Source organism: Micromonospora sp. HM134 (assembly GCF_007833915.1).
GTDB classification, from domain to species: domain Bacteria; phylum Actinomycetota; class Actinomycetes; order Mycobacteriales; family Micromonosporaceae; genus Micromonospora; species Micromonospora wenchangensis.
Map to the genome: position 1 here is coordinate 4,717,702 of NZ_CP041061.1, position 20,666 is coordinate 4,738,367.

The 20,666-nt window shown below is 74.0% G+C and carries 18 protein-coding genes and 2 pseudogenes; 5 read left to right on the top strand and 15 right to left on the bottom strand.

The window, feature by feature from the left end; all coding sequences use genetic code 11:
• Positions 1–33 precede the first annotated feature (33 nt).
• Positions 34–393, top strand: coding sequence for a hypothetical protein (locus FJK98_RS20225; protein WP_145920426.1), 360 nt, complete (start codon positions 34–36; stop codon positions 391–393).
• Entirely contained in the window at positions 390–5,189 is a 4,800-nt protein-coding gene (locus FJK98_RS20230; protein ID WP_145920427.1) for a caspase family protein, read from the top strand. The genes FJK98_RS20225 and FJK98_RS20230 overlap by 4 nt, the downstream gene beginning before the upstream one ends.
• A gap of 16 nt (positions 5,190–5,205) precedes the next feature.
• On the opposite strand, the pseudogene FJK98_RS20235 reads toward FJK98_RS20230, so the two are convergent.
• The 6 genes and pseudogenes from FJK98_RS20235 to FJK98_RS20260 form a co-directional block, all read right to left on the bottom strand.
• Positions 5,206–5,717, bottom strand: a pseudogene (locus tag FJK98_RS20235) (TSUP family transporter).
• Positions 5,714–6,064, bottom strand: a pseudogene (locus tag FJK98_RS20240) (DUF2892 domain-containing protein); the annotation flags it as partial. The pseudogenes FJK98_RS20235 and FJK98_RS20240, both read right to left, overlap by 4 nt.
• A gap of 108 nt (positions 6,065–6,172) precedes the next feature.
• On the bottom strand, positions 6,173–7,573 hold the full coding sequence (locus FJK98_RS20245; protein ID WP_145920429.1) for an MBL fold metallo-hydrolase: 1,401 nt from the start codon (positions 7,571–7,573) through the stop codon (positions 6,173–6,175).
• 126 nt (positions 7,574–7,699) lie between these two features.
• Entirely contained in the window at positions 7,700–7,969 is a 270-nt protein-coding gene (locus FJK98_RS20250; RefSeq protein WP_145920430.1) for a metal-sensitive transcriptional regulator, read from the bottom strand.
• A gap of 115 nt (positions 7,970–8,084) precedes the next feature.
• A complete protein-coding gene (locus FJK98_RS20255) occupies positions 8,085–8,354 on the bottom strand; it encodes a GlsB/YeaQ/YmgE family stress response membrane protein (protein ID WP_145920431.1) in 270 nt (89 codons plus the stop codon).
• 102 nt (positions 8,355–8,456) lie between these two features.
• A complete protein-coding gene (locus tag FJK98_RS20260) occupies positions 8,457–9,251 on the bottom strand; it encodes a dienelactone hydrolase family protein (protein WP_168222514.1) in 795 nt (264 codons plus the stop codon).
• Between the two features lie 200 nt (positions 9,252–9,451).
• Here FJK98_RS20260 and FJK98_RS20265 point away from each other — a divergent pair, with 200 nt between their 5' ends.
• The gene (locus FJK98_RS20265; protein ID WP_145920432.1) at positions 9,452–10,192 is read left to right on the top strand and encodes an SDR family oxidoreductase; all 741 of its coding nucleotides are present in this window, start codon (positions 9,452–9,454) and stop codon (positions 10,190–10,192) included.
• 65 nt (positions 10,193–10,257) lie between these two features.
• Complete coding sequence (locus FJK98_RS20270; protein WP_145920433.1) at positions 10,258–11,163, top strand: RNA polymerase sigma-70 factor; 906 nt, start codon at positions 10,258–10,260, stop codon at positions 11,161–11,163.
• On the opposite strand, the gene FJK98_RS34835 is transcribed toward FJK98_RS20270, so the two are convergent.
• The 8 genes from FJK98_RS34835 to FJK98_RS20310 form a co-directional block, all read right to left on the bottom strand.
• Entirely contained in the window at positions 11,123–11,455 is a 333-nt protein-coding gene (locus tag FJK98_RS34835) for a hypothetical protein (protein ID WP_194823160.1), read from the bottom strand. The two genes, FJK98_RS20270 and FJK98_RS34835, sit on opposite strands and share 41 nt — an antisense overlap.
• Positions 11,456–12,484, bottom strand: a complete 1,029-nt coding sequence (locus FJK98_RS20280; RefSeq protein ID WP_145920434.1) for an amidohydrolase family protein — start codon at positions 12,482–12,484, stop codon at positions 11,456–11,458.
• Positions 12,484–13,443: an MBL fold metallo-hydrolase gene (locus tag FJK98_RS20285; protein ID WP_168222515.1), complete on the bottom strand. Its 960-nt coding sequence runs from the start codon at positions 13,441–13,443 to the stop codon at positions 12,484–12,486. Before FJK98_RS20285 ends, FJK98_RS20280 begins: the two co-directional genes overlap by 1 nt.
• Positions 13,440–14,273: an ABC transporter ATP-binding protein gene (locus FJK98_RS20290; RefSeq protein WP_145920436.1), complete on the bottom strand. Its 834-nt coding sequence runs from the start codon at positions 14,271–14,273 to the stop codon at positions 13,440–13,442. Before FJK98_RS20290 ends, FJK98_RS20285 begins: the two co-directional genes overlap by 4 nt.
• Positions 14,270–15,082: an ABC transporter permease gene (locus FJK98_RS20295; protein ID WP_240762192.1), complete on the bottom strand. Its 813-nt coding sequence runs from the start codon at positions 15,080–15,082 to the stop codon at positions 14,270–14,272. The genes FJK98_RS20290 and FJK98_RS20295 overlap by 4 nt, the downstream gene beginning before the upstream one ends.
• Positions 15,079–15,897 carry an ABC transporter permease gene (locus FJK98_RS20300; protein WP_240762194.1) on the bottom strand — a complete coding sequence of 273 codons (819 nt, stop codon included), beginning with the start codon at positions 15,895–15,897 and terminating at the stop codon, positions 15,079–15,081. Before FJK98_RS20300 ends, FJK98_RS20295 begins: the two co-directional genes overlap by 4 nt.
• Entirely contained in the window at positions 15,894–16,895 is a 1,002-nt protein-coding gene (locus tag FJK98_RS20305; RefSeq protein ID WP_168222516.1) for an ABC transporter substrate-binding protein, read from the bottom strand. The genes FJK98_RS20300 and FJK98_RS20305 overlap by 4 nt, the downstream gene beginning before the upstream one ends.
• Positions 16,896–16,975: 80 nt before the next feature.
• On the bottom strand, positions 16,976–17,722 hold the full coding sequence (locus FJK98_RS20310) for a class II aldolase/adducin family protein (RefSeq protein ID WP_145920439.1): 747 nt from the start codon (positions 17,720–17,722) through the stop codon (positions 16,976–16,978).
• Between the two features lie 378 nt (positions 17,723–18,100).
• Between FJK98_RS20310 and FJK98_RS20315 the strand changes: the two genes are divergently transcribed.
• The gene (locus FJK98_RS20315) at positions 18,101–18,838 is read left to right on the top strand and encodes a Clp protease N-terminal domain-containing protein (RefSeq protein WP_145920440.1); all 738 of its coding nucleotides are present in this window, start codon (positions 18,101–18,103) and stop codon (positions 18,836–18,838) included.
• Between the two features lie 304 nt (positions 18,839–19,142).
• Here FJK98_RS20315 and FJK98_RS20320 read toward each other — a convergent pair whose 3' ends face one another.
• Positions 19,143–20,600 carry an MFS transporter gene (locus FJK98_RS20320; RefSeq protein WP_145922891.1) on the bottom strand — a complete coding sequence of 486 codons (1,458 nt, stop codon included), beginning with the start codon at positions 20,598–20,600 and terminating at the stop codon, positions 19,143–19,145.
• Positions 20,601–20,666: the final 66 nt, after the last annotated feature.

The following is a 20,666-nucleotide window of genomic DNA, read 5'->3' on the forward strand; positions in this document are numbered from 1 at the left end:
ACACCGCGTGACGGCATGGGCCATGATGGCGGCATGCGTCTGATCTTCTCGGTCTCGGACTCCGACGAGTCGCCGGTGCACGACCTTCGCGACGAGCTGGTGGCCGACCCGGAGCTGCGCGACGGCCGGGTCCGGCTGGTCCACCGGGCACCCGAGCCGGGCACCCTCGGGGCCGCCGAGGTGCTGGAGTTCGTCGGCCAGGACGTGCTGCTGCCCGTGGTGATCCAGGCGGTGTACGACTGGTTCCAGGCCCGGCGTAGCGCCCGGCGCGGTGGCGACACCACCGTCACGGTCACCCTCACCGACAGCCCGGACGGCAGCCGGGAGGTGAAGATCGAGGCCAGCGGCTCGGCCGAGGACGTCATCGCGGTGCTCCAACAGGGCCTGCGGTGACCGCTGCGCACCAACCACGGTTCGACCCGGCCCAGTCCCAGGCCGTCCTGCTGGGGGTCAGCACCTACGACCATCTGGGGCTGACCGTTCCCGCCGCCCACGACAACGTCGAGGAGCTCGGCAGGGCCCTCGCCGCCCGCGAGGTCTGGGGTCTGCCGGGCTGGAGCATCCAGACCGCGCACGATCCCACCTCCGCCGAAATGGAGGGGCGGGTCCGCAACGCCGCCAACTCGGTCGGCCCGGACGGCGTGCTGGTGGTCTACTTCGCCGGTCACGCCGTACTGGTGGGCCGGTCGCTACGCCTCCTTCCCCGCGAGGCCCCGGACACCTCCGGCACCGAGTTCCCGGTGGAGAGGTTCGTGGCGGCGGCCAAGGGCAGGGACGCCCGGCGGTGCCTGCTGATCCTCGACTGCTGCCACGCGGGAAACGCCAGCCTGGTCCTGCCGTCGGAGGCGCTGCATCTCGACGAGGACCGTGGCTGGCAGCTGATGGCGGCCGTCCGCAGCGGGCCGGCGCGCGACGCCGGCCCGGACGAGCTGCACACCCCGTTCACCCGGGCCCTGCTGGAGGTCTTCGGGCGCGGCCGGGCGGACGCGCCCGAGTGGCTGAGCCCGACGGAGGTGCTGCGGGAGGCCGGGGAACTCCTGGCCGGCGAAGGCTTTCCCGCGCCGGCCCGCAGCCCGGTCGAGTTCGACCGGGGCTGGGTGCGTAACCCGGCGTGGCGTCCGCCGCAGCGGCGTGCGGTGCCGTTCCCCCGCCGGCCGGCCGGCTTCCCCACCGACCAGGGCGAACGGTCCGGCTTCGAGAGCGCCTGGCCGGCCCGGCAGGTGCCGTTCGCCGGCCGGGTCCCGGAACTGGCCCGGGGCGGGGCCAGCCTGCGCCTGCCGCAGGGGGCGGTGCTGCCGGTCGTCGGGCCCCGGCACGCCGGCAAGCGGTACTTCGTCGACGAGGTGCTGGCCCGCTTCGCCGAGGAGGCCGGGCAGCTCGACGAGGTGGCGCTGCTGCGGCTGGACATCCCCAACAGCAGCGCGCCCGAGCCGGTGCTCGGGGTGCTCGCCCGGGAGCTCGACGTCACCATCGACGACGTCACCGACTACGGCATGGACTACGCCGAGGCGGTCCGGACGACCCTGGTCGAGGAGTTGCAGCGGCAGCTGCACCGCCGGCGGCTGATCCTGTTCGTCGAGGGTTCCCGGTTGGGCACCCGGCCGGAGGCGGTCCGGGCGCAGCTGGACCGGCTGCTGGAGCTGTCCGTGTTCGACCGGGCGCTGGTCATCATCGCCACCCGGGCGGAGGTCCACGTCAGCGGCGACAACCGGCTGCGCTACCTGCCGGTGGTCCAGCTGCGGGAACTCAGCGAGGACGAGGCCACCGCGCTGGTCGACCAGGTGCTCGCCGACCCGCTGTACGGCGGCGGCCTGACCATCACCGGCCTCGCCGAGGGTCGACTCTGGACGGAGCTGGACGACAAGCTCGTCCGGCTGCCCGGGGTGCTGCACAACGGGGTCGACGAACTCGCCAACGACGTGCTGAACAAGCGGATCGAACAGCCGGGTGTCGAACACCTCGTCGACGCGCTGCTGCGCCGCTCGGCCGCCACGGTCGGCGCCGGGCTGCGGGACGTCGACTGCTTCGCGCTGTGGACGGGCGTCGACGGCGGGCGTGGCCGGCCCGGTGCGCTGGCCGTGCTGACCGCCTGGGCGATCACCGACGGGCTGTGGATGTCCACCGAGCTGCTCGAAGCGATGGACTGCGGGCTCACCCCGCAGGCCACCCACCATCTGGTCGAGGCCCGCATCCTCACCCAGCAGGAGCACGACGGCACCCTCTGGCACGACCTGGGCCGGTCGACCCGGCACGCGCTGAGCAACGCGTTGACCGCCACCCTGCGCGGCAGCGGCGGCGACAACGTCTACGGGCGGGCGCTCGTCGACGGCGTCGAACTCACCCCCGACCAGCTCGACGAGCCGGTGGCCGAGGCGATGTTCGCCCTGGTCACGGCGATGCTGCGACAGCGGCAACGACACCCCGACAACTCCGACCGGCACGTCATGAAGGGCGTCGACCGGGCGATCGGCTGCCTCGACGAGGCGGTGCTGGGCGGGTATCCCCGGCTGCGGGAGACGCTGACCAACCTCGCCGCCGCGCACTCCGGCGACGCCGCGTTCAGCCCGGTGCTGCTGGAGGCCACGGCCGTCCCGGCCGTCGACGAACCGGTCACCACCCCGACCGACGCCGTCGCGCCGCCGGTCGACGCGGACGTCCCCGCCGGCCGGCCGGTCCGGGCCACCGGCTACCCGGTGGTCGCCGGTGCCGCCCGGCTCAACCAGGCGATGCGGGCCACCGGGCAGGGCCAGCAGGTGCGCGAGGCGTTCGTGGCCGCCGCCGACGTCGTGGCGGAGGCGATCGGGCAGGCCGACCGGGACGCGCTGTCGCACCGGCTGCTGAAGTCGATCGACACCGCGCTGTTCATCGGTGGCCGCCGGCTGCGGGCGGGGACGAGCCTGCTGCCGGCCCGGGAGCGGGCCGCGCCGGTGCTGGCCGACTGCGCCCGGGTGGCCGGCGGCAGCCGACCGGATCTGATCACGGTGGCCATCTCCTGGCTGCTGAACACCGTCGACCTCCAGCTCACCTCGGGGCGGGTGCCGGCCGCGCGGGCCGCGCTCGGCACCGCGTTCGAGCTGTTCGACCTGATGCCCGAACCGGTCACCCTGCGGGACCGGTTCGCGGTGTTGCAGATGCGCCACCGGCTGCTGTGCGGCCGCGCCCGGGGGCAGCGCACCCTGGCGGAACGGGTGACGACGCTGTCCGAGGCGACGGCGGCGGTCAGCGAGGGGCTGGCCCTGTCCGGGTCGGACAGCGACCGGGGCCTGTGGAGCATGCGGCTGTGCGGGGTGGCGACGCTGCTCGTCGCCGAGCAGCCGACCTTCGCCGACCAGGCGGCGACGGGCCGGCGGGTGGTCGAGGAGCTGACGGCGGCCTGGGGTTCGCCGGCCCGCTGGCCGGGCGACACCCGGATGTACGTGTGGCGGCTGCTGCACGCCGTCCACCGGGGCGACCCGGACGTGGTCAGCCAGTTGGACGCCGCCCGGCGGACGATGGCCCTGGTGCTCACCGACGGCGAGTTCCCGCTGTTCCCGGGGATCGAGGCGGAGGTGCACCTGTTCGTCGCGCACTGCCTGCGCCGCAACAACCAGTTCGCCGAGGCGACGACCGAGGCCGAGGTCGCGCTGGAGTGCGCGCGGCGGGCCCACGAGGACCGACCGGGCGCCCAGTCGCTGCTGCGGGAGCTGCGCATCCAGCGGGAGCTGGGCGGCTGGCGGGCCGAGGTCGACGCGCCCCCGCGCGCCGGCGACGCGCCCCGGACCCGGCCACGGGACCAGAAACTGCTGCGCCGGATCAGGGAGGTGCAGACCTGGCTGGCCGAGCAGGAGCACACCACCTGGCACCACGCGGTGCTCGACCTGTGGTGCCACCGGGCCCGGTGGAGCAGCGAGGGTAACCTGCTGGCCGCGTCCACCCCGGAGGGGCGGGAGAGCAGCACCGTGCCGCCGCCGGAACGGCTGGTCAACATCCGTCGGCTCTACCGGGTCCGCCGGGACAAGCTCGACGGGCACCTGCGCCGGTTCAGCCACTCGATCGAGCTGCTCCAGATGGAGGTGGGGCTGGAGCGGCAGTACCGGCGCTGGCTGGGGGTGCTGGAGACGTACCGGGACGAGCAGGGGGTGAACCGTCGTAACGACGTCGACAACAGCGCGGTCTGGGAGCTGATCCGGGCCGCCGAGCGGCGTTGGCCGGAGCATCCGGGGGTGCTGGAGGTCCGGGCGGAGTTCCACCGCTACATCTGGGAGTACCGGCAGGCGATCGAGACGTACCGGCGACTGATCGTGACCGCGTCGGACGGTCGGGGACGGTTGCGGCACGGGCTGGCCATGGTGGAGGCCGTCGTCGGGTACGCCCAGTTCGCCTGGCCGCGCAACGACCCCGACCCGCGTCCGCTGCTGCTGGAGGCGGGCGAGCTGCTCGCCGCCGAGGAGCGGGAGGGGCCGCTGCTGGAGCAGTTGGTGATCCTGCGGACCCGGGTCGACCTGGAGCTGAACCGGGAGATCGCCTGGAACGACGTCGAGAGGGTCGCCACCGAGATCATGAGCAACGGCGGCTACACCGAGGGTGTGGCGGCGATGCTCAACCGGCGGTGGAGCGGCGACTCCGTGGTCACCAGCCTGGCCGACCCGGGGGTGTGGCGGATCGCCGAGGACAGCGCGTTCGCCGACCAGCTCCACCGGCTCTTCGGCAGCTCGCCCCGGGTGCGTCCGCCGGCCGACCGGGAGGTGACCGACGAGTCCCACTCGACGATCGCCGACTTCCTCCGGGAGAACTTCACCGAGGTGCAGCTCCTGCGCGGCCTCGGTGCGGTCTACCTGCGGATGGCGGAGCTGCGCCGGGACCCCGACCAGGCGGTGCGGGCGTTCCACTTCTTCGACGGGTGCCGGGTGTTCCAGCAGGTCCACCTGGGCGGCCGGGTCACCCCGGTCACCAACTTCCTGATGGCCCGGGCGATCCTGCTGGCCGCCGAGCTGACCTCCTCGGCCGATCCGGTCGCCGAGCCGTGCCCGTGGGAGGGCCGCAGCTGGCTGGAGTACGCCGAACGGCTCCTCCAGTCGAGCAAGGACGAGTCGGTGGGCGAGTTCGGCAAGCAGTGCAGCCACTTCCGCAAGGAGACCAGCAACCTGCTGCGTACCGTCCGGGTCCGGCAGGGCATGGAGAAGATGCGTAACCTGCGCCGTCCCCGGTGACCGCGCCGGGTGGCCGTCAGTCGGCGGGGCGGGTCGCTCCCTGACCGACGCCGGCCGGGGAACGTCGGGCGCAGCTCAGCGCGGCGAGCGCCGCACCGGCCGCGAGGCCGGCCAGGCCGGTCCACAGCGCCGGGTCGGCCCGTACCCCGCCGGGTAGTTGCCGGACCAGCACGAAACCGCCCATGACCAGGACGAACCAGCCGAACGACCGGCGTAGGACCTCGGCCGGCACCCGGCTGGTGAGCCGCCCGCCGAGCAGGCTGCCGAGCACGGCGGCGGCGGTGACGGCGAGCGCCAGCGGCCAGTGGATGTCGACGGTCCAGAGGTAGCCGGCGAGACCCGCGAACGACTTCATCGCGATCACCACCAGCGAGGTGCCGATGGCGACCGGCATCGGCAGGGGGTCGGCAGGTCGGCGACGTAGACCAGCAGCGGCACGGCCAGGATGGAACCGCCGCCGCCGAGCAGGCCGAGGCTGACCCCGATCAGCACGGCCAGCCCGACGGTCAGCGGCAGGGTGGCGTTCACCCCTGCCGTCCGGTGTCACCGCGCAGCTGGGCGACGACACCGTCCAGGTCGCGTCCGGCGCCCCGGTTGTAGGGCAGCCGACCCATGGCACAGGTGTCGGTGAGGGCGGCGACGGTGAGCCCGCCGCCGATCAGCGCGGCGACCCACTTCAGCCCCGGCACCAGCACCGAGCCGAGGACGCTGACCAGCACGATCGACCCGGCGACGAGGCGTACCTGCCGTTCCAGGTCCCGGCGGGGGGTGCCCCGCCGTACGGGAGCCGGGATCTTCTCCCAGGCGAGCATGCCGCCGTCGAGGACCCGCAGGTGGGGCAGGCCGGCGGCGGCGAGCGCCCGGCCTGCGTCGGCCAGGGCATGCAGGGTGTCGGCGTCGACGGTGGCCGCGCGGGTGGGGTCGGTGCGGTCCATCTCTCCTCGTTTCGGGGTCCACCGCAGCGGTGGTGGGGGCGGCCGGGTTCAGGCGGGGGTGGTCAGGGCGAGGCCGGCGGGCGCGGCCCGGTCGAACCGGTCGTCGACGACGACCACCGTGCGGCCGGCGTTGGCCAGCAGGGACGCGGCGGCGCTGGCCCGGTAGCCGGAACCGCAGTGCACCCAGATCACCCCGGTGGGGATCTCGGCGAGCCGGGCCCGCAGGTCGGGCAGGGGGACGTGGACCGCGTCGGTGAGGTGCCCGGCCGTCCACTCGTTGGTCATCCGCACGTCGAGGACGACCTGCGGGGTGGGCAGTCCGGCGGGCGGGTTCCCGGCGCGGGCGGCGGCCAGGGCCGCGAAGTCGGCGGTGGGCTGCTCGCGGAGCTGGCCGGGGTCGACGGCCCACCGTTCGGGGCCGCCGGTGGCCTGGGCGGCGGGCCGGTCGATGCCGATGCGGGCCAGCTCCCGCTGGGCCTCGGCGAGCTGTTCCGGGGTCTCGGCGAGCAGGGTGAGCGGGGTGCCCCAGTCGATCAGCCAGCCGAGCCAGGTGGCCATCGGCCCGTCGAGGCCGAGGCTGACCGTGCCGGTGAGGTGCGCGGCGGCGTACGCCTTGCGGTGCCGCAGGTCGACCACCCACTGCCCGGCGGCGATCCGTTCGCGCAGCTGCCCGGCGTCGGCGCGGGTCGCCGGGGTGAGGTCGATCGGCGTCGGGCCGGCGGCGTTGGTGGCCCCCATGTGCGCGTAGTACGCGGGGTGGGCGTCCAGGCCGGCGAGGATGTCGGTGACGAAGTCGTCGGCGGCGAGCCGGAGCACCGGGTTGACCTGCCGCTCCCGACCGATGGTGGAGTCGGGGGCGTCGGCCTGGGTGGCGGAGCAGAAGCTGCCGAAGCCGTGGGTGGGCCAGACCTGGGTGCCGTCGGGCAGCAGGTCGGCCAGCCGCCGGGCGGAGGTGTGCTGGTGGTGGGCGAGTTCGTGGGCGTGCTGCTGGCCGAGCAGGTCGGTGCGGCCGGTGGTGCCGAAGAGCAGGGAGCCGCCGGTGAAGACGCCGACCGGCTGCCAGCCGCCGTCGGTGGCGGTGTCCAGGACGTAGGACAGGTGGTGGAAGGTGTGGCCGGGGGTGGCGACCACCCGTAGCCGCAGGGTGTCCGACACGGGCACCTCGTCGCCGTCGTCGACCGGGGTGCGGGGGAAGTCGACCTGGTCGGCGGCGGCCACCAGGTATTCGGCGCCGGTGAGCCGGGCGAGTTCCCGGCCGCCGGAGACGTAGTCGTTGTGCAGGTGGGTCTCCACCACGTGGGTGATCCGGACGTCCCGCTGGCCGGCCAGGCGCAGGATGCGGTCGACGTCGCGTTGCGGGTCGACCACGACCGCGATCCGGCCGTCGGAGGCCAGGTAGCTGCGGTCGCCGAGGGAGGACGTGCTGAGCACCGTCACCTCAACAGTCATGACAGACCTCTCTTTTCGCCTATACCCCTGGGGGTATGTAACCGACAGACGGGTGCACGTGTTCCGGGGTGGGGAGTACCCGCCCGGGGCCCACTCAGGCGGGCCGGGCGGGATGCCGATCGCGGGTCAGGCCAGCGCCAGGAAGAGCTTCTCCAGCTCGGCCTCGGCCATCTCGGGAGTCTCACCGCGCGCACGCGCCGCGTCGCAGTGCCGCATCCCGGAGGCGATGATCTTGAAACCGGCCCGGTCGATGGCCTTGGAGACCGCCGCGAGCTGGGTCAACGCCTCCCGGCAGTCCTCGCCGTTCTCCATCATCTCGATCACGGCGTTGAGCTGACCCCGGGCCCGCTTGAGCCGGGTCAACGCGTCGCCGGTCATCTCCGGTCGCAGTTTCACGGTGCACCTCCTGCCACCAACATACCCCCGGGGGTACCCGAACCGCCACCCGCCCCGCAACGGCCGCGTCGGCCCGCCCCGGGGAGAGGGCGGGCCGACGCGAGGGGGATGCGGGTCAGTGCCGACGTCGGCCGTACGTGCCGGCGAGGAGGGCGACGCCGATGGCCGCGAAGGCCACCTGGAGGAACAGCTCGATCCAGTCGATGCCCGGTGTGTCGTCCACCCCGAGCGCGCCGGCGAGCAGGGTGCCGAGGATCGCGGCCACCACGCCGATGGCCAGGGTGAGCAGGATCGAGATCTTCTGCTTCCCGGGCACCACGAGGCGACCCAGGGCACCGATGATCAGACCGATGATGATGGCGGTGAAGAAGCCCTGTACTTCCACGTGTGTCGTCCCTCCACGAGTCGCTGTCGACCTCGCTTCTGCCCCGGGTGGGCGGGCGGTGAAACCACGACGGGACGCTGCGGGCCAAATGTCACGCGACTGTCATGCCCCCGCGTGGGGACCGTCATCCGACCGCCACGCCGCACCCCGCAGGGTCCGCTCCAACAGGTCGAACAACGCCGTCCAGTGCCGCTCGGTGGCCCCCTCGTCGTACATCGCGGTGTCGGCCATCGTGAAGCCGTGCGGCGCGCCGGCGTACACCTCGGAGCGGTAGGCGACCCCGGCGGCGTCGAGCGCCCCCTCCAACGTGGCGATCTGGTCGGCGGTCATCGACTCGTCCCGGTCGGCGTGGGCGAAGTACAGCTCGCCGGTGACCGCGCCGACGCCGAGGTGCGGGCTGTCCGGAGCGTCGGTGACGACCCGTCCGGCGTGGAAACTGGCCAGCGCCGCGATCCGGTCCGGGTGCGCCGCGATCGCGCGCAGCGCGTTGGTGCCACCCATGCAGTACCCGACGATCGCCACCGGCCCGTCCGCGACGTCGTCACGGGCGGCGAGGAAGTCCAGGTAGGCCCCGGCGTCCCGGGCCACCAGCTCCGGGGTGAGCGCGCTGATCAGCGGCACGATCCGGCCGAACAGCTCGCCGCGCCGCTGCGGGTCGGCCAGGTCGGCGAGGTCGACGCGCGGCATCGGGCCGGTGCGGTGGAACAGGTTCGGCACCAGCACCAGGTAGCCCCGCGCGGCGATCCGCTCGGCCATCTCGGCGAGCCGGGGACGCAACCCGAAGGCGTCCATGAAGAACAGCACCGCCGGGAACGGCCCGTCGCCGTCCGGCCGGACCAGGTACGCGTCCGCCGCGCCGTCGCTGGTCGGAACCTCCACCGTCGTCGTGCCCACCATGGTGTCTCCTCACCCGGGTGCCGGCGCACCCACCGGCGGAACGCTACCCGGCGGCGGCCCGCCCGGCGGGGCACCGCGACCCGTCCCCGGGAGCCGCCGGGCCGGCCCCCGGATCGGGGGTGTCACGGATCGGCGGCCCCGCCGGTCGTACGGGTGGAGGGCGGCGCGACCGCCATCGACGGACAGGGAGTGGATCAGCCATGAAGATCGTCGTCATCGGGGGCAGTGGACTCATCGGCAGCAGGCTGGTGACGCTGCTCGGGCGGCAGGGCCACCAGGCGGTGGCCGCCTCGCCGCGGACCGGGGTGGACACGCTCACCGGCACGGGGGTGGCCGAGGCGCTCGACGGCGCCGACGTCGTGGTGGACGTGTCGAACTCCCCGTCGTTCGAGGAGACCGCCGTCCTGACCTTCTTCGAGACGTCCACCCGTACCCTGCTCGACGCGGAGGAGAAGGCCGGCGTACGGCACCACGTGGCGCTGTCGATCGTCGGCACCGACCGTATTCCGGACAGCGGGTACATGCGGGCCAAGGTGGCGCAGGAGGCGCTGATCGCCGCGGCCGGGATTCCGTGGACGGTGGTGCGGGCCACCCAGTTCTTCGAGTTCGTGCCGGCCATCGTCGAGTCCGCCGTGGTGGGCGACGAGGTGCGCCTGCCCCCGGCGCTGATCCAGCCGATCGCCGCCGACGACGTGGTGACGGTGCTGGCCGAGATCGCCGCCGGCGCACCGGTCGACGGGATCGTGGAGCTGGCCGGACCACAGCGGTTCCCGCTGGACGAGCTGGGCCGGGAGACGTTGGCCGCCGCCGGTGACCCCCGACCGGTGGTCACCGACCCGCAGGGACGTTACTTCGGGGCGCTGCTGGCGGAGCGGTCGCTGGTACCGCTCGGCGCGGCCCGTACCGGCGAGATCCGGCTGGCCGAGTGGCGCGGGCGCTGACCCTGTGCGCGGGCCCGACGTCGGGTGACGTCGGGCCCGCGCGTCGCACCGCCTACGGTAGGCGCATGACGACCGGGTCCGGGACCGCCGCCGAGACGGGGCGGGTCGTCCCGGCGGCGGACCTGGCCGCGTTCCTCGACGTCCGGCCGAGGCTGTTCGGGTTGGCCTACCGGATGCTGGGCAGCGTCGTCGAGGCCGAGGACGTGGTGCAGGAGGCGTGGCTGCGCTGGCAGGGCGCCGACCGTCGCGGGGTGCGCAACCCGGCGGCCTTCCTCACCACCACGACCACCCGGTTGGCGGTGAACGCGGCCACCTCGGCGCGGGCCACCCGGGAGACGTACGTGGGGCCGTGGCTGCCGGAGCCGGTCGACACCAGTGCCGACCCGACCCTCGGCGCGGAACGGGCGGCGGCGTTGGACGTCGCGGTCCTGCTGCTGCTGGAGCGGTTGGCCCCCGCCGAACGGGCCGCGTACGTGCTGCGCGAGGCGTTCGACTACCCGTACCGGGAGATCGCCGGGGTGCTCGGCACGTCCGAGCCGAACGCCCGGCAACTGGCCAGCCGGGCGCGGCGGCACCTCGCCGCCGAGGGGTCCACGCCCGCCCCGCCGGCCCAGCGGCGACGGCTGGTGGAGGCGTTCCTCGGCGCGGCCCGCGACGGCGACCTGGCCACCCTGGAACGGCTGCTCACCGACGACGTGGTGGCCCGGTCCGACGGTGGCGGCCGGGTGTACGCGGCCCGTCGGGACGTGTGCGGGCCGGCCCGGGTGACGAACTTCCTGGACAACGTGCGGCGCAAGTACTGGCGCGCGACGACTGTCGACCTGGTGGAGGTCAACGGCGGTCCGGCGGTGCTGGTCACCGCGGACCGCCCGGTCACCCTGATCACGCTGGACACCTCGGTACGGGGCATCGGGCGGCTGCTGCTGGTGGTCAACCCGGACAAGCTGGGTCGGCTGCCGACCCGCCGCTGACCGGCGAGTTCCGCCACCGTTCACGCAACGAGGTGCCGCTCGCCGAGGCGTGGGACTCCGGTGCGCGCAGCTGGAGCACCAGCCGCCGCCAGGCGTACGCCAACGACCTCGGCGGCAGCCGGCCGCTGGCCGCCGTCACCGACAACGTCAACCAGGCCAGGAGCGACCAGGACCCGGCGACCTGGCTGCCGTCGTACAGCGCCGCCCGCTGCCGGCTCACCGTCGACAGCGCCGAGAAGAGCGCCCTGACCAGCCTGGCCGGCGGCTGCCCGAACGCCACCATCTCGGTCACCTACGCGTACCGAGGGGAGCCGCCCCCGCCCCGTCCCAGTCCGGTGCCGGCCGGGGCGGGGGTGGCGACGGGCGGACGGCCCAGCAGCCGCAGCGCGTTGGCCCCGGCGACCAGTCGGGCCTGCGCCCCGTCCAGGCCGGCCGCCGCCAGCGCCGTCTCCACCCGCTCGCGGGTCGTGTGACGTCGCCCGATCGGCCAGTCTCCGCCGACCAGCACGTGGTCGACGCCCAGCAGGTCGGCGGCGAACCTGATCGCGGCCGGCGCGAACCCCATGGTGTCGAGGTAGACGTGCGCCCCGGGCGCACCCGGGGGCCGTGCGGTCAGCACCTCCCCCTCGTCGTGGGCGGCGGCCAAGGCCAGGCCGGCCACCCCCAGCATCGGAAAGACCACGTGCAACCCGGAGAGTTCGGCCAGGACCCCGTCGTGCAGCAGGGACAGCAGCGCCGCCGCGTTGATCGTGCCGCGCGCCAGGGAGGTGCCGAACCCGCCCAGGCCGGCGAAGGCGGTCGTCAGCAGCTCCGGGCTGACCGGGTGGGCGAAGACCGGCACCCCCAGCTCGGCCGCCGCCGTCAGGGTGGGTCGGGCGGCTGCCGCGCTGAGCAGTTGACCGTCCGTGGCGCAGTCGACGACCAGCCCGGACAGCCCCAGCTCCCGGACCGCCCGCACCGCCTCCTCGGCCGCCGCGTCGCCGCCGAACGCGTCGATGGTGGCCAGCCCGCTGAGCCGGTCCGGCGCCGTCGCCACCGTCTCGGCGAGACGGTCGTTGAGCCGCCGCAGGTCCGCCGGGCGGGTACGTTCGCCGTGCGGCGTCACCAGTGCCGGTGGCGCGCTCAGCACCCGCAGGTCGACGCCGAGCCGGCCGGACTCGGCGAGCAGGTCGTCCAGGTCGGCGATCCGGCGGGCCAGGACCTCCCACCGTCCGGCCAGCTCCGCGGAGCTGTTGCGGGGCGGCAGCGCCGGATGGTCCGCGGCGGCGTGGTGGGTGTGGAAGTCGGCGACGTACAGCGGCCCGGCACACTCCGCACCCATCAGACGTCGATGAAGGTGTAGGTGAAGCCGCGCCCGGCCCGGTGCACGTACCCGGCGGCCGGGAACGGGAAGTGGGCCGGCACCAGCAGGTCACCGGAGTCCGCGGCCCGCTCCAGCAGCCGACGGCGCTGGTCGGCGGAGTCGCCCGGCACCACGCAGTACCGGATGCTCCACTCCGGACGCTCCAGCTGGACGCCGTGGTGCAGCATGTCCCCGGCGAACAGGGCCCGCTGCCCGGCCGACTCGACCACCAGGTAGACGTTGCCGGGGGTGTGGCCGAACGCCGGGACGAGGTGGATCTCCGGGGTGAGCACCTGGTCGGCGGGGACCAGGTCGAGCACCCCGGCGGCGCGCAGCGGCAGGATGCTGTCCGCGAGGTAGTCCCCGGTCCGTTCCAGCGCCGCCGCGCCCTCGGGGCCGGTCCACCACTCGAACTCCTCCCGGACCACCAGGTAGCGGGCGTTGGGGAAGGTCGGCACCCAGCCGCCGGCCCCGTCCGCGCTGGTGGCGAAGCCCACGTGGTCGACGTGCAGGTGGGTGAAGACCACCGTGTCGATGTCGGCGAGGGAGACCCCGGCCCGGGCGAACTGTTCCAGGAACGGCCGGTCCGCGCGGTCGAACACGCCGCCCCGGCGCGGCTTGCCGTTGCCGCCGCCGGCATCGACCAGGATGAGCCGGTCCCGGGTCCGGAGCAGGTGGGCCTCCTGGTTGAGCCGCAGCCGCCCCTCGTGGGTGAACGGCTCCCGGGTGTAGAAGGCCCCCTCGGTCCAGGAGCCGGACTCCAGTTGGGGGAAGAAGTCCGTCGGCACGGGGAAGTAGTCGACCTCCCGGATCGGGAAGACCTCGACCTCGCCGACGTGGAACGACCACAGCGGGCCCGCTCCCCCGCCGGTGTCGACCCACCGGGGTTCCGTCGACGCGTCGGTGTGCCCATGCTGGTCGGCTGTTGGTGTGCTCACGGTGCCACGTTCTCCAGTCGGTCGGATGGTTGCCTGTCGGGGTGCTGCGGCACGCCACGCACCTGGGCATGGACCCGGGCGCGCAGTTCGCCGAACCGGGGCAGCGAACGGGTGCCGATCTGGTCGCGTTCGGCCGGCAGGTCGATCGGGATGTCCGCCCGCAGGCCGGCCGGGGCCGCGCCGAGGACGACGACCCGCTGGCTGAGGTAGACCGCCTCGTCGATGTCGTGGGTGACGAACAGGACGGTCATCCCGTACCGCCGCCACAGCCCGGCCAGCAGGTCCTCCAGGTCGCCCCGGGTCTGGGCGTCGACGGCCGAGAAGGGCTCGTCCATGAGCAGCAGCCGGGGCCGGTAGGCGATCGCCCGGGCGATCGCGACCCGCTGCTGCATGCCGCCGGAGAGCTGCCACGGGTACGCGTCGGCGGCCCGGGCCAGCCCCACCGCGTCGAGGGCCTCCGCGACGAGCCCCCGACGCCCGGCACGGGTGTAGCCGCGGTGCCGCAGTGGCAGCTCGACGTTCTGCCGGACGGTCTTCCAGGCGAACAGGCTGCGGCCGTACTCCTGGAAGACCACGGCGAGGTCGGCCGGCGGCTCGGTGACCCGTTGCCCGCCCAGGTGGACGGCGCCGGTCGAGGCGGGCAGCAGCCCGGCGACGATCTTCAGCAGGGTGGTCTTGCCGCAACCGGACGGTCCGACGACCGCGACGAACTCGCCGTCACGGATCGACAGGGTGATCCCGGTCAGCGCGTCGACGTTGCGTTCCCGGGAGCGGTACGACCTGCCGAGGTCGACGATGCTCAGCAGGGTGTCGCTGGCTGGTGTGGTCATGATGCTCCCTCTCGTCCGGTGACGCCGCGATGCCAGCGCAGGGCCCGGCGCTCGACCAGTTCGAGCAGCTTCGCCAGGGCGAATCCGAGCGCGCCGAGCAGCAGCACGCCACTCCACATCTCCGGGATCGCGAAGCTGCGCTGGAACCGGATCACGGTGAAGCCCAGCCCGTCGGTGCTCATCAGCATCTCGCTGACCACCATCACGATGATCGAGACACCGAGCGCCTGACGGGCGCCGGCGAAGACCTGCGGCAGGGCCGCGTGCAGGAGCAGCCGGTGCCGGGTCCACCTCGGCAGGCCGAACACGGCGGCGGTCTCCCGCCCGACGTCGTCCACGGCCCGGACCCCGTCGGCGGTGTTGAGCAGGATGGGCCAGAGCGCGCCCGACACGATGACGATCAGTTTGGTGCCGTCGCCGATCCCGACCGCGACCAGCAGCACCGGGATCAGCACCGGCGACGGCAGCACCCGGAAGTACGCCAACAGCGGGCTGGTCAGGTCGCGCACGACCGACCACCGCCCGATCACGTACCCGGCGGCGACGCCGAGCAGCAGCGCCGCGCCGTAGCCGACGGCGAGCCGCCACAGGCTCGGTACGACGTCCCGCAGGAAGACCTCGGAGAGCCACACCTCGCGGAACGCCGCGACGATGACGCGCAGCGGCGGCAGGAAGATGTTCGTGCTGTCCGCGCTGGCCACCCACCAGAGCACCAGCAGGACGACGGGCAGACCGAGCGCCCGGCCCACCGCGCTGCCGGCCCGACCGGGCCCGCCCGGGGCTCCCGGCCGTCGACCCCCGGCGCTCACCGGGCCCACTCCCGCCGGGTGGCGACGTGCCAGTGCAGCAGCCGCCGCTCAGCCAGCCGGGCGAGCAGGTCGAGCACCACCCCGATGCCGCCGGTGAGCAGCACCAGCGCGTACATGCCGGTGGACTCGCCGGACTCCTGGCTGCTCCAGATCAGCTCACCGAGGCCGGCGGCGCCCATCACCAGCCCACCGGTGAGCGCCAGGGCCAGCGCCACCGACACGATCAGCCGCAGCGCCGTGCCGAGGTACGGCAGCACCGTCGGCCAGGTGACGTGGACGACCCGCCGCAGCCGGCCCAGCCGGAAGCTGCGGGCCGTGTCCACGGCCACCTGGTCGACCTCCCGCAGGCCGTACAGCACCTGGAACAGCACGACCCAGAAGCAGGAGACGGCGACCAGCAGCACGGTGATCTGCCCGACGTCGAGCACCAGGATCAGCACCGGGATCAGCACGATCGACGGCACCGGGCGGAGGAAGTCCAGGGTGGAGGAGGTCACCCTGAGCAGCCACGGCACCGAGCCGACCGCGAACCCGACCAGGATGCCCGCGACCACCGCGATCAGCAGGCCCTGGACGGCGGCCAGCAGGGTGCGCCCGGTCGCCGTCCAGAACCTCGCCCCGGTGAGCAGTTCGACGGCCTCCGGGACGACGGCGGTCAGCGGCGGCACGTGCAGCGGCGAGAAGAACGCCCGGCTCAGCACCTCGTACGTCACCGCCGCCCCGGCCAGCCCCACCGCGCCCAGCAACTGTCGGTGACCCCACCTGCCGCCGACCGGCCGGCGGGCCGGCGGATCGCCGTGGCCGGGGGTGGTCACGGCAGGATCAGCTCGTCGAGGTTCGGCGCGTCGGTGATCAGGCCGTCGCGTTGCGCGTACCCGACCAGCTTCTCGGCCGCCTGGCGGCTGACCTGGTCCCGCCATCCGGTGATGGTGATCCGGTTGGCGACCTCGGGGGTGATCTGGGTGAACGTCGGGATCTTCGCCCGGACCTCGTCCTCGTGCTCGCGGGCGTAGGCGTACGCCTCCCGGACCGCGTCCCGGAACGCCGTGGTGACCTTCGACTGCTCCCGGGTGTACGCGCCGGAGGCGTACCAGGCCGACACCGTGAGGTCCTCGGCCAGGTCGGTGAAGCCCCAGCCGATGGGGACCGCGCCCTGGGCCTTGGCCGCCGACAGGAACGGCTCGACCACCCACGCGCCGTCGACGCGCCCCTCGCTGAGGGCGGCCGGCACCTGCGGGAACGGGATCTCGACGAGCTTCACCTTCGCCGGGTCGCCGCCGTCGGCCCGGATCGACTCGCGGGCCGCCGCGGCGGCGATGTTGGTGAGGATGTTGACCGCGACGGTCTTGCCTTCGAGCTGTTTCGGGCTGGTGATGCCGGACTTGCCGGCCACGACGAGGGCGCCGTAGTCGGCCCCCGCCTTGCCGGTCGAGGCGGAGGCCGGCAGCAACGCCTTGACGTCCAGCCCCTTGGACCGCGCCACGATCAGCGTGGTGAGGTCACCGGTGGCGAAGTTGACCTTGCCGGCGAGCACGGACGGCACGGATGTCAGGTCCGAGGTCTCGGTGTCCACCTCGACGCGCAGGCCGTGCCTGGCGAAGATGCCCCTGTCCTGGGCGAGGTAGATCGGGGCGAGGTGGGCCAGCGGGGCCGAGGCCAGCGTGACGGTGGTCAGGCCGTCGGCGTCGGCCCCGGACGCCGCCTCCTCCTCGCCGCAGGCGACGAGGGGGGTGACGAGCAGCGCGGCGGTCAGCAGGCCGGCCAGGCCGCGGCCGGAACGGCGACGCGGGGAGCGGGTGGATGTCGACGACACGGTCGTTCTCACTTTCGGCAGAGGGTTCGGACGAGCGGGTGTCCGGGTCGGCGGCGCGGGCGCGGTCGGACCCGGGCGGGTCAGAAACGCAGGCGCAGGTCCAGGTCCCGGACGTGGTCGGGGAAGGGGGTCGGCCCGCCCAGGGCGAGTGCGCCGAGGCTCGACACGGCCGCCTCCTCGATCGCCACGACCAGGCTCGCGGCGTGGGTGGCCGAGTCGCCGGCGACGAGCAGACCGTGGTTGCCGAGCAGCACCCCGTACGTCTGCGGGTGGGCCCGGTAGGTCTCGGCGATGGAGCGGACGGCCTCGGCCGTGCCGCGCGGTGCCCACGGCGCGACCGGCAGGTCGACGGCCTGGCCGTGGACCAGCAGCGCCTCGTACCGGGCGGGCAGGCTGACCGAGGCGAGCGCGTAGCTGGTGGCGTACGGGGAGTGGGTGTGGATGACCGCGTTGACGTCCGGCCGGGTCCGGTAGACGCCGACGTGCATCTTGAGGATCGCGGCCACCGACGGGCTCGGCGTGCCGTAGCGGACCTCGCCGTCGAGGTCGACGACGACGACCTCGTCGTTGACGGTACGCAGGCCCGCAAGCCCGACCCGCAGGTCGTCGGCGGGCCACGGGCGCAGCAGGTCACCGGCGTTGACGGCGAGGAGATCGTCGTGGCCGGGCAGTCGGACGCTGATGTTGCCGTGTCCGCTGGCGGACATCGCCGAGGCGGCGAAGATCCGGTTGATGCCGGTCGTCAGGCCGGCTCTGGCGGCGGCCAACTCGTCGGCGGCGAACGTCGTGCGTCCGGTCGGAGGGGCGGAGGGGCGGGATTCGGTCATGGCGGGGCGACCCTGTCGTCGAGGCGGTCGTGCGTACGCACCCGGGAAGGTCGTGCGTACCGGCACGGGGAGATGAGCGGTTCGCGGTCGGACGATCGCGGACGCGTGGACCCGCGCGGTGGCGCGGGAGTCAGACAGCGGAGCGGGGGCGACGGTGCCGTCGTGGCGCGGTGGCCGGTGAGGGACGGCGGGCCGGGTCAGCGGCTACAACAGAGCGCGCTGCCGGTGCGGCCGTAGTCGACCGCCCGGCAGGCGGTCAGCAGCGTCGACATAACCCCAGTATGCCCCTAGGGTTTGTAGGCAATCAAGGTGCCCCCACCAGTGATCTGCGCCCCACCCGCGACACCCCCGCCGAACCCCCCGTGACAGGATCGACAGGTGCCGAAGATCAACGTCTATCTGCCGGACGCCCTCGCCGACCGGGTACGGGAGGCACGACTACCGGTCTCGCGGATCTGCCAGGTCGCGCTGACCCAGGCGCTGGACGGCAGCGACAACGCCACCCACGACGCGCCCGCCGAACTCGCGCTGCCCGAACAGGTCGCGCTGACACCCCCGCCCAACCACCACGTCGCGGCGATCCTGCGCCAGTCCTACGACGTCGCCGCCGCCCGTGGTGCGGCCACCGTCGAGACCATCGACGTCCTCCAGGCGTTCCTCGACGAGGGGGAGAGCCTGGTCCTGAACACCGTCGAACTGCTGGGCTTCCCGGTCGCCTCGATCCAGGCCGCCGTCACCGACGAGGTCGACGCCCGGGCCACCACCGGGGCGGGCCACCCGTCGGCCGCCGGTGCCGCGCCCACCATGGCGGCCGGGGCCCACGCGGCGCTGGCCGTCGCCGCCGGCCAGGCCCGCGCCCACGGATCGGCCGTCACCGCCGGCAGCCACCTGCTGCTCGGGCTGCGGGAGGACCCGGGCGCCGCGGGTCAGGTGCTGCGCAGGGTCGGCGTCTCCGAGGCCGTCACGCCAGCCGTCCTGTCCGCCCTCTTCCACGGGTTCACCTTCGGCCGGATGAACCTGGACCGGGACGCGGACAGCGCCGCGCTGCGGTCGATGATGCTCACCCTCATCGACCGCATCGACCAGTTGCAACAGCAGCTCGCCGCCGGCCGGTAGCGGCCGGCGCGCCGACGGCGGAGGGCCCCGGCCACCCCGGGTCACCGCCGCGCGGGTGCGCCCACCCACCCGGCGCGCCCGCCGCACACGGCCAGGGAAGCGGGAGGCCGCCCACCGCCACCCCGCGCGGCGGGCGGCGTCACACGCCGGGTGCCCGGACCGCGTGGCGCGGTCCGGGCACCCGTTCGGGCACTGCCCGCCTCCGGTCACGACGTCCCGCCGCCCGCCGGCGGCAGGGAGCCGCCCGGGTCCGACGCCTGACGTCGGCCGGCTGCCCCGCGCCCGACCGGCGCGGGGCAGCCGGTCAGGGCGCGGTCTGCGCCGGTACGGCGTCGGCGTCGCGCGCCGGGGCGTCGTCCGCACCGGCCGGCCGGTCGCGGACCATGGTCAGCACCGCCACGGCGAGCAGGACGGTGATCACGGTGCTGATCGTGCCGATCACGTTCAGCCCGTCGGTGAACGCCTCCCGGGCGGAGGCCAGCAGCGTCGCACCGACCTCACCGGGCAGCCGTTCGGCGGCGGCGACGGCGGTGGCCAGCGTGTCGCCCGCAGCGGCGCCCTCGGGAACGGTCACCTGGCTGCGGTAGACGATGGTGCCGATGCTGCCCAGGATGGCGACGCCGAGCGCCATGCCCAGTTCGGTGCTGGTCTCCGAGACGGCCGAGGCGGAACCGGCCTGCTCGGGCGGTGCCGACCCGACGACGATGTCGGTGCCGAGGGCGATCAGCGGTCCACCCCCGGCGTAGACCAGGAGGAAGCCGACCACCAGCTGGGTGAGCCCGCCCTCGCTGCCGATCAGGGCCAGGCTCAGGTGCCCGACCGCCGAGACGGCCAGGCCGGCGGCCACCACGTGCGCCGGGGCGAACCGCCCGGCCAGCACCGGCGAGAGCATCGAGGTGACGATCAGCGCGATCGCCGCCGGCAGCAGCCACAGCCCGGCCCGCAGCGGGGAGAGCCCCACCACGAGCTGGAGGTACTGCGTGACGAAGAGGTACGTCCCACCGGCGATCAGCATGCTGAACAGCATCGCCACCAGGGCGGTGGTCAGCGCGCGGTTGCGGAACAGCCGCAGGTCGATCAGCGGGCTGGTGAGGCCCCGCTGCCGGCGGACGAAGAACACGCCGACGGCCAGGCCGGCGACGATGGCGAGCACCGGCAGCAGGCCCGGGTCGTCCTTGGCCAGCTCCTTGAGGCCGTAGATGACGGGCAGGATGGTGGCCAGGGACAGCGCCACGCTGGTCAGGTCGAGCCGGCCGGCGTCGGCGTCCCGGTACTCGGGCAGCAGGCGCGGGCCGGCCAGCAGCAGCACCGCCATGATCGGCACGTTCAGCAGGAAGACCGAGCCCCACCAGAAGTACTCCAGCAACGCGCCGCCGACCACCGGGCCGAGCGCGATGCCGACGGAGAACATGGTGACCCAGACGGCGATCGCGATCCCCCGCTGCTTGGCGTCCTGGAACATGTTGCTGATCAGCGCCAGGGTGGACGGCATCAGGGTGGCGCCGGCGATGCCGAGCGCGGCGCGCGCGGCGATCAGCATGGCCGGGCTGTCGGCGTACGCGGCGATCACCGAGGCGACCCCGAACGCGGCGGCGCCGATCAGCAGCAGCCGACGCCGGCCGATGCGGTCGCCGAGCGTGCCCATGGTCACCAACAGACCGGCGATCATGAAGCCGTAGATGTCGATGATCCACAGCATCTGCGGCGCGCTGGGCAGCAGGCTCTCGCTGATGTGCGGCACCGCGAGGTGCAGGACGCTCATGTCGATGGAGAGCAGCAGCGTCGGCAGCGCCAGGACTGCCAGGCCGAGCCATTCCCGGGGGCTGGC

Bases quoted from the DNA above. Each gene is read 5' to 3' on its own strand.
- FJK98_RS20225 (WP_145920426.1), top strand. From the start codon at position 34: ATGCGTCTGATCTTCTCGGTCTCGGACTCCGACGAGTCGCCGGTGCAC.
- FJK98_RS20245 (WP_145920429.1), bottom strand. From the start codon at position 7,573: ATGACTGTTGAGGTGACGGTGCTCAGCACGTCCTCCCTCGGCGACCGC.
- FJK98_RS20260 (WP_168222514.1), bottom strand. From the start codon at position 9,251: ATGGTGGGCACGACGACGGTGGAGGTTCCGACCAGCGACGGCGCGGCG.
- FJK98_RS20265 (WP_145920432.1), top strand. From the start codon at position 9,452: ATGAAGATCGTCGTCATCGGGGGCAGTGGACTCATCGGCAGCAGGCTG.
- FJK98_RS20270 (WP_145920433.1), top strand. From the start codon at position 10,258: ATGACGACCGGGTCCGGGACCGCCGCCGAGACGGGGCGGGTCGTCCCG.
- FJK98_RS20280 (WP_145920434.1), bottom strand. From the start codon at position 12,484: ATGGGTGCGGAGTGTGCCGGGCCGCTGTACGTCGCCGACTTCCACACC.
- FJK98_RS20290 (WP_145920436.1), bottom strand. From the start codon at position 14,273: ATGACCACACCAGCCAGCGACACCCTGCTGAGCATCGTCGACCTCGGC.
- FJK98_RS20310 (WP_145920439.1), bottom strand. From the start codon at position 17,722: ATGACCGAATCCCGCCCCTCCGCCCCTCCGACCGGACGCACGACGTTC.
- FJK98_RS20320 (WP_145922891.1), bottom strand. From the start codon at position 20,600: ATGAGCGTCCTGCACCTCGCGGTGCCGCACATCAGCGAGAGCCTGCTG.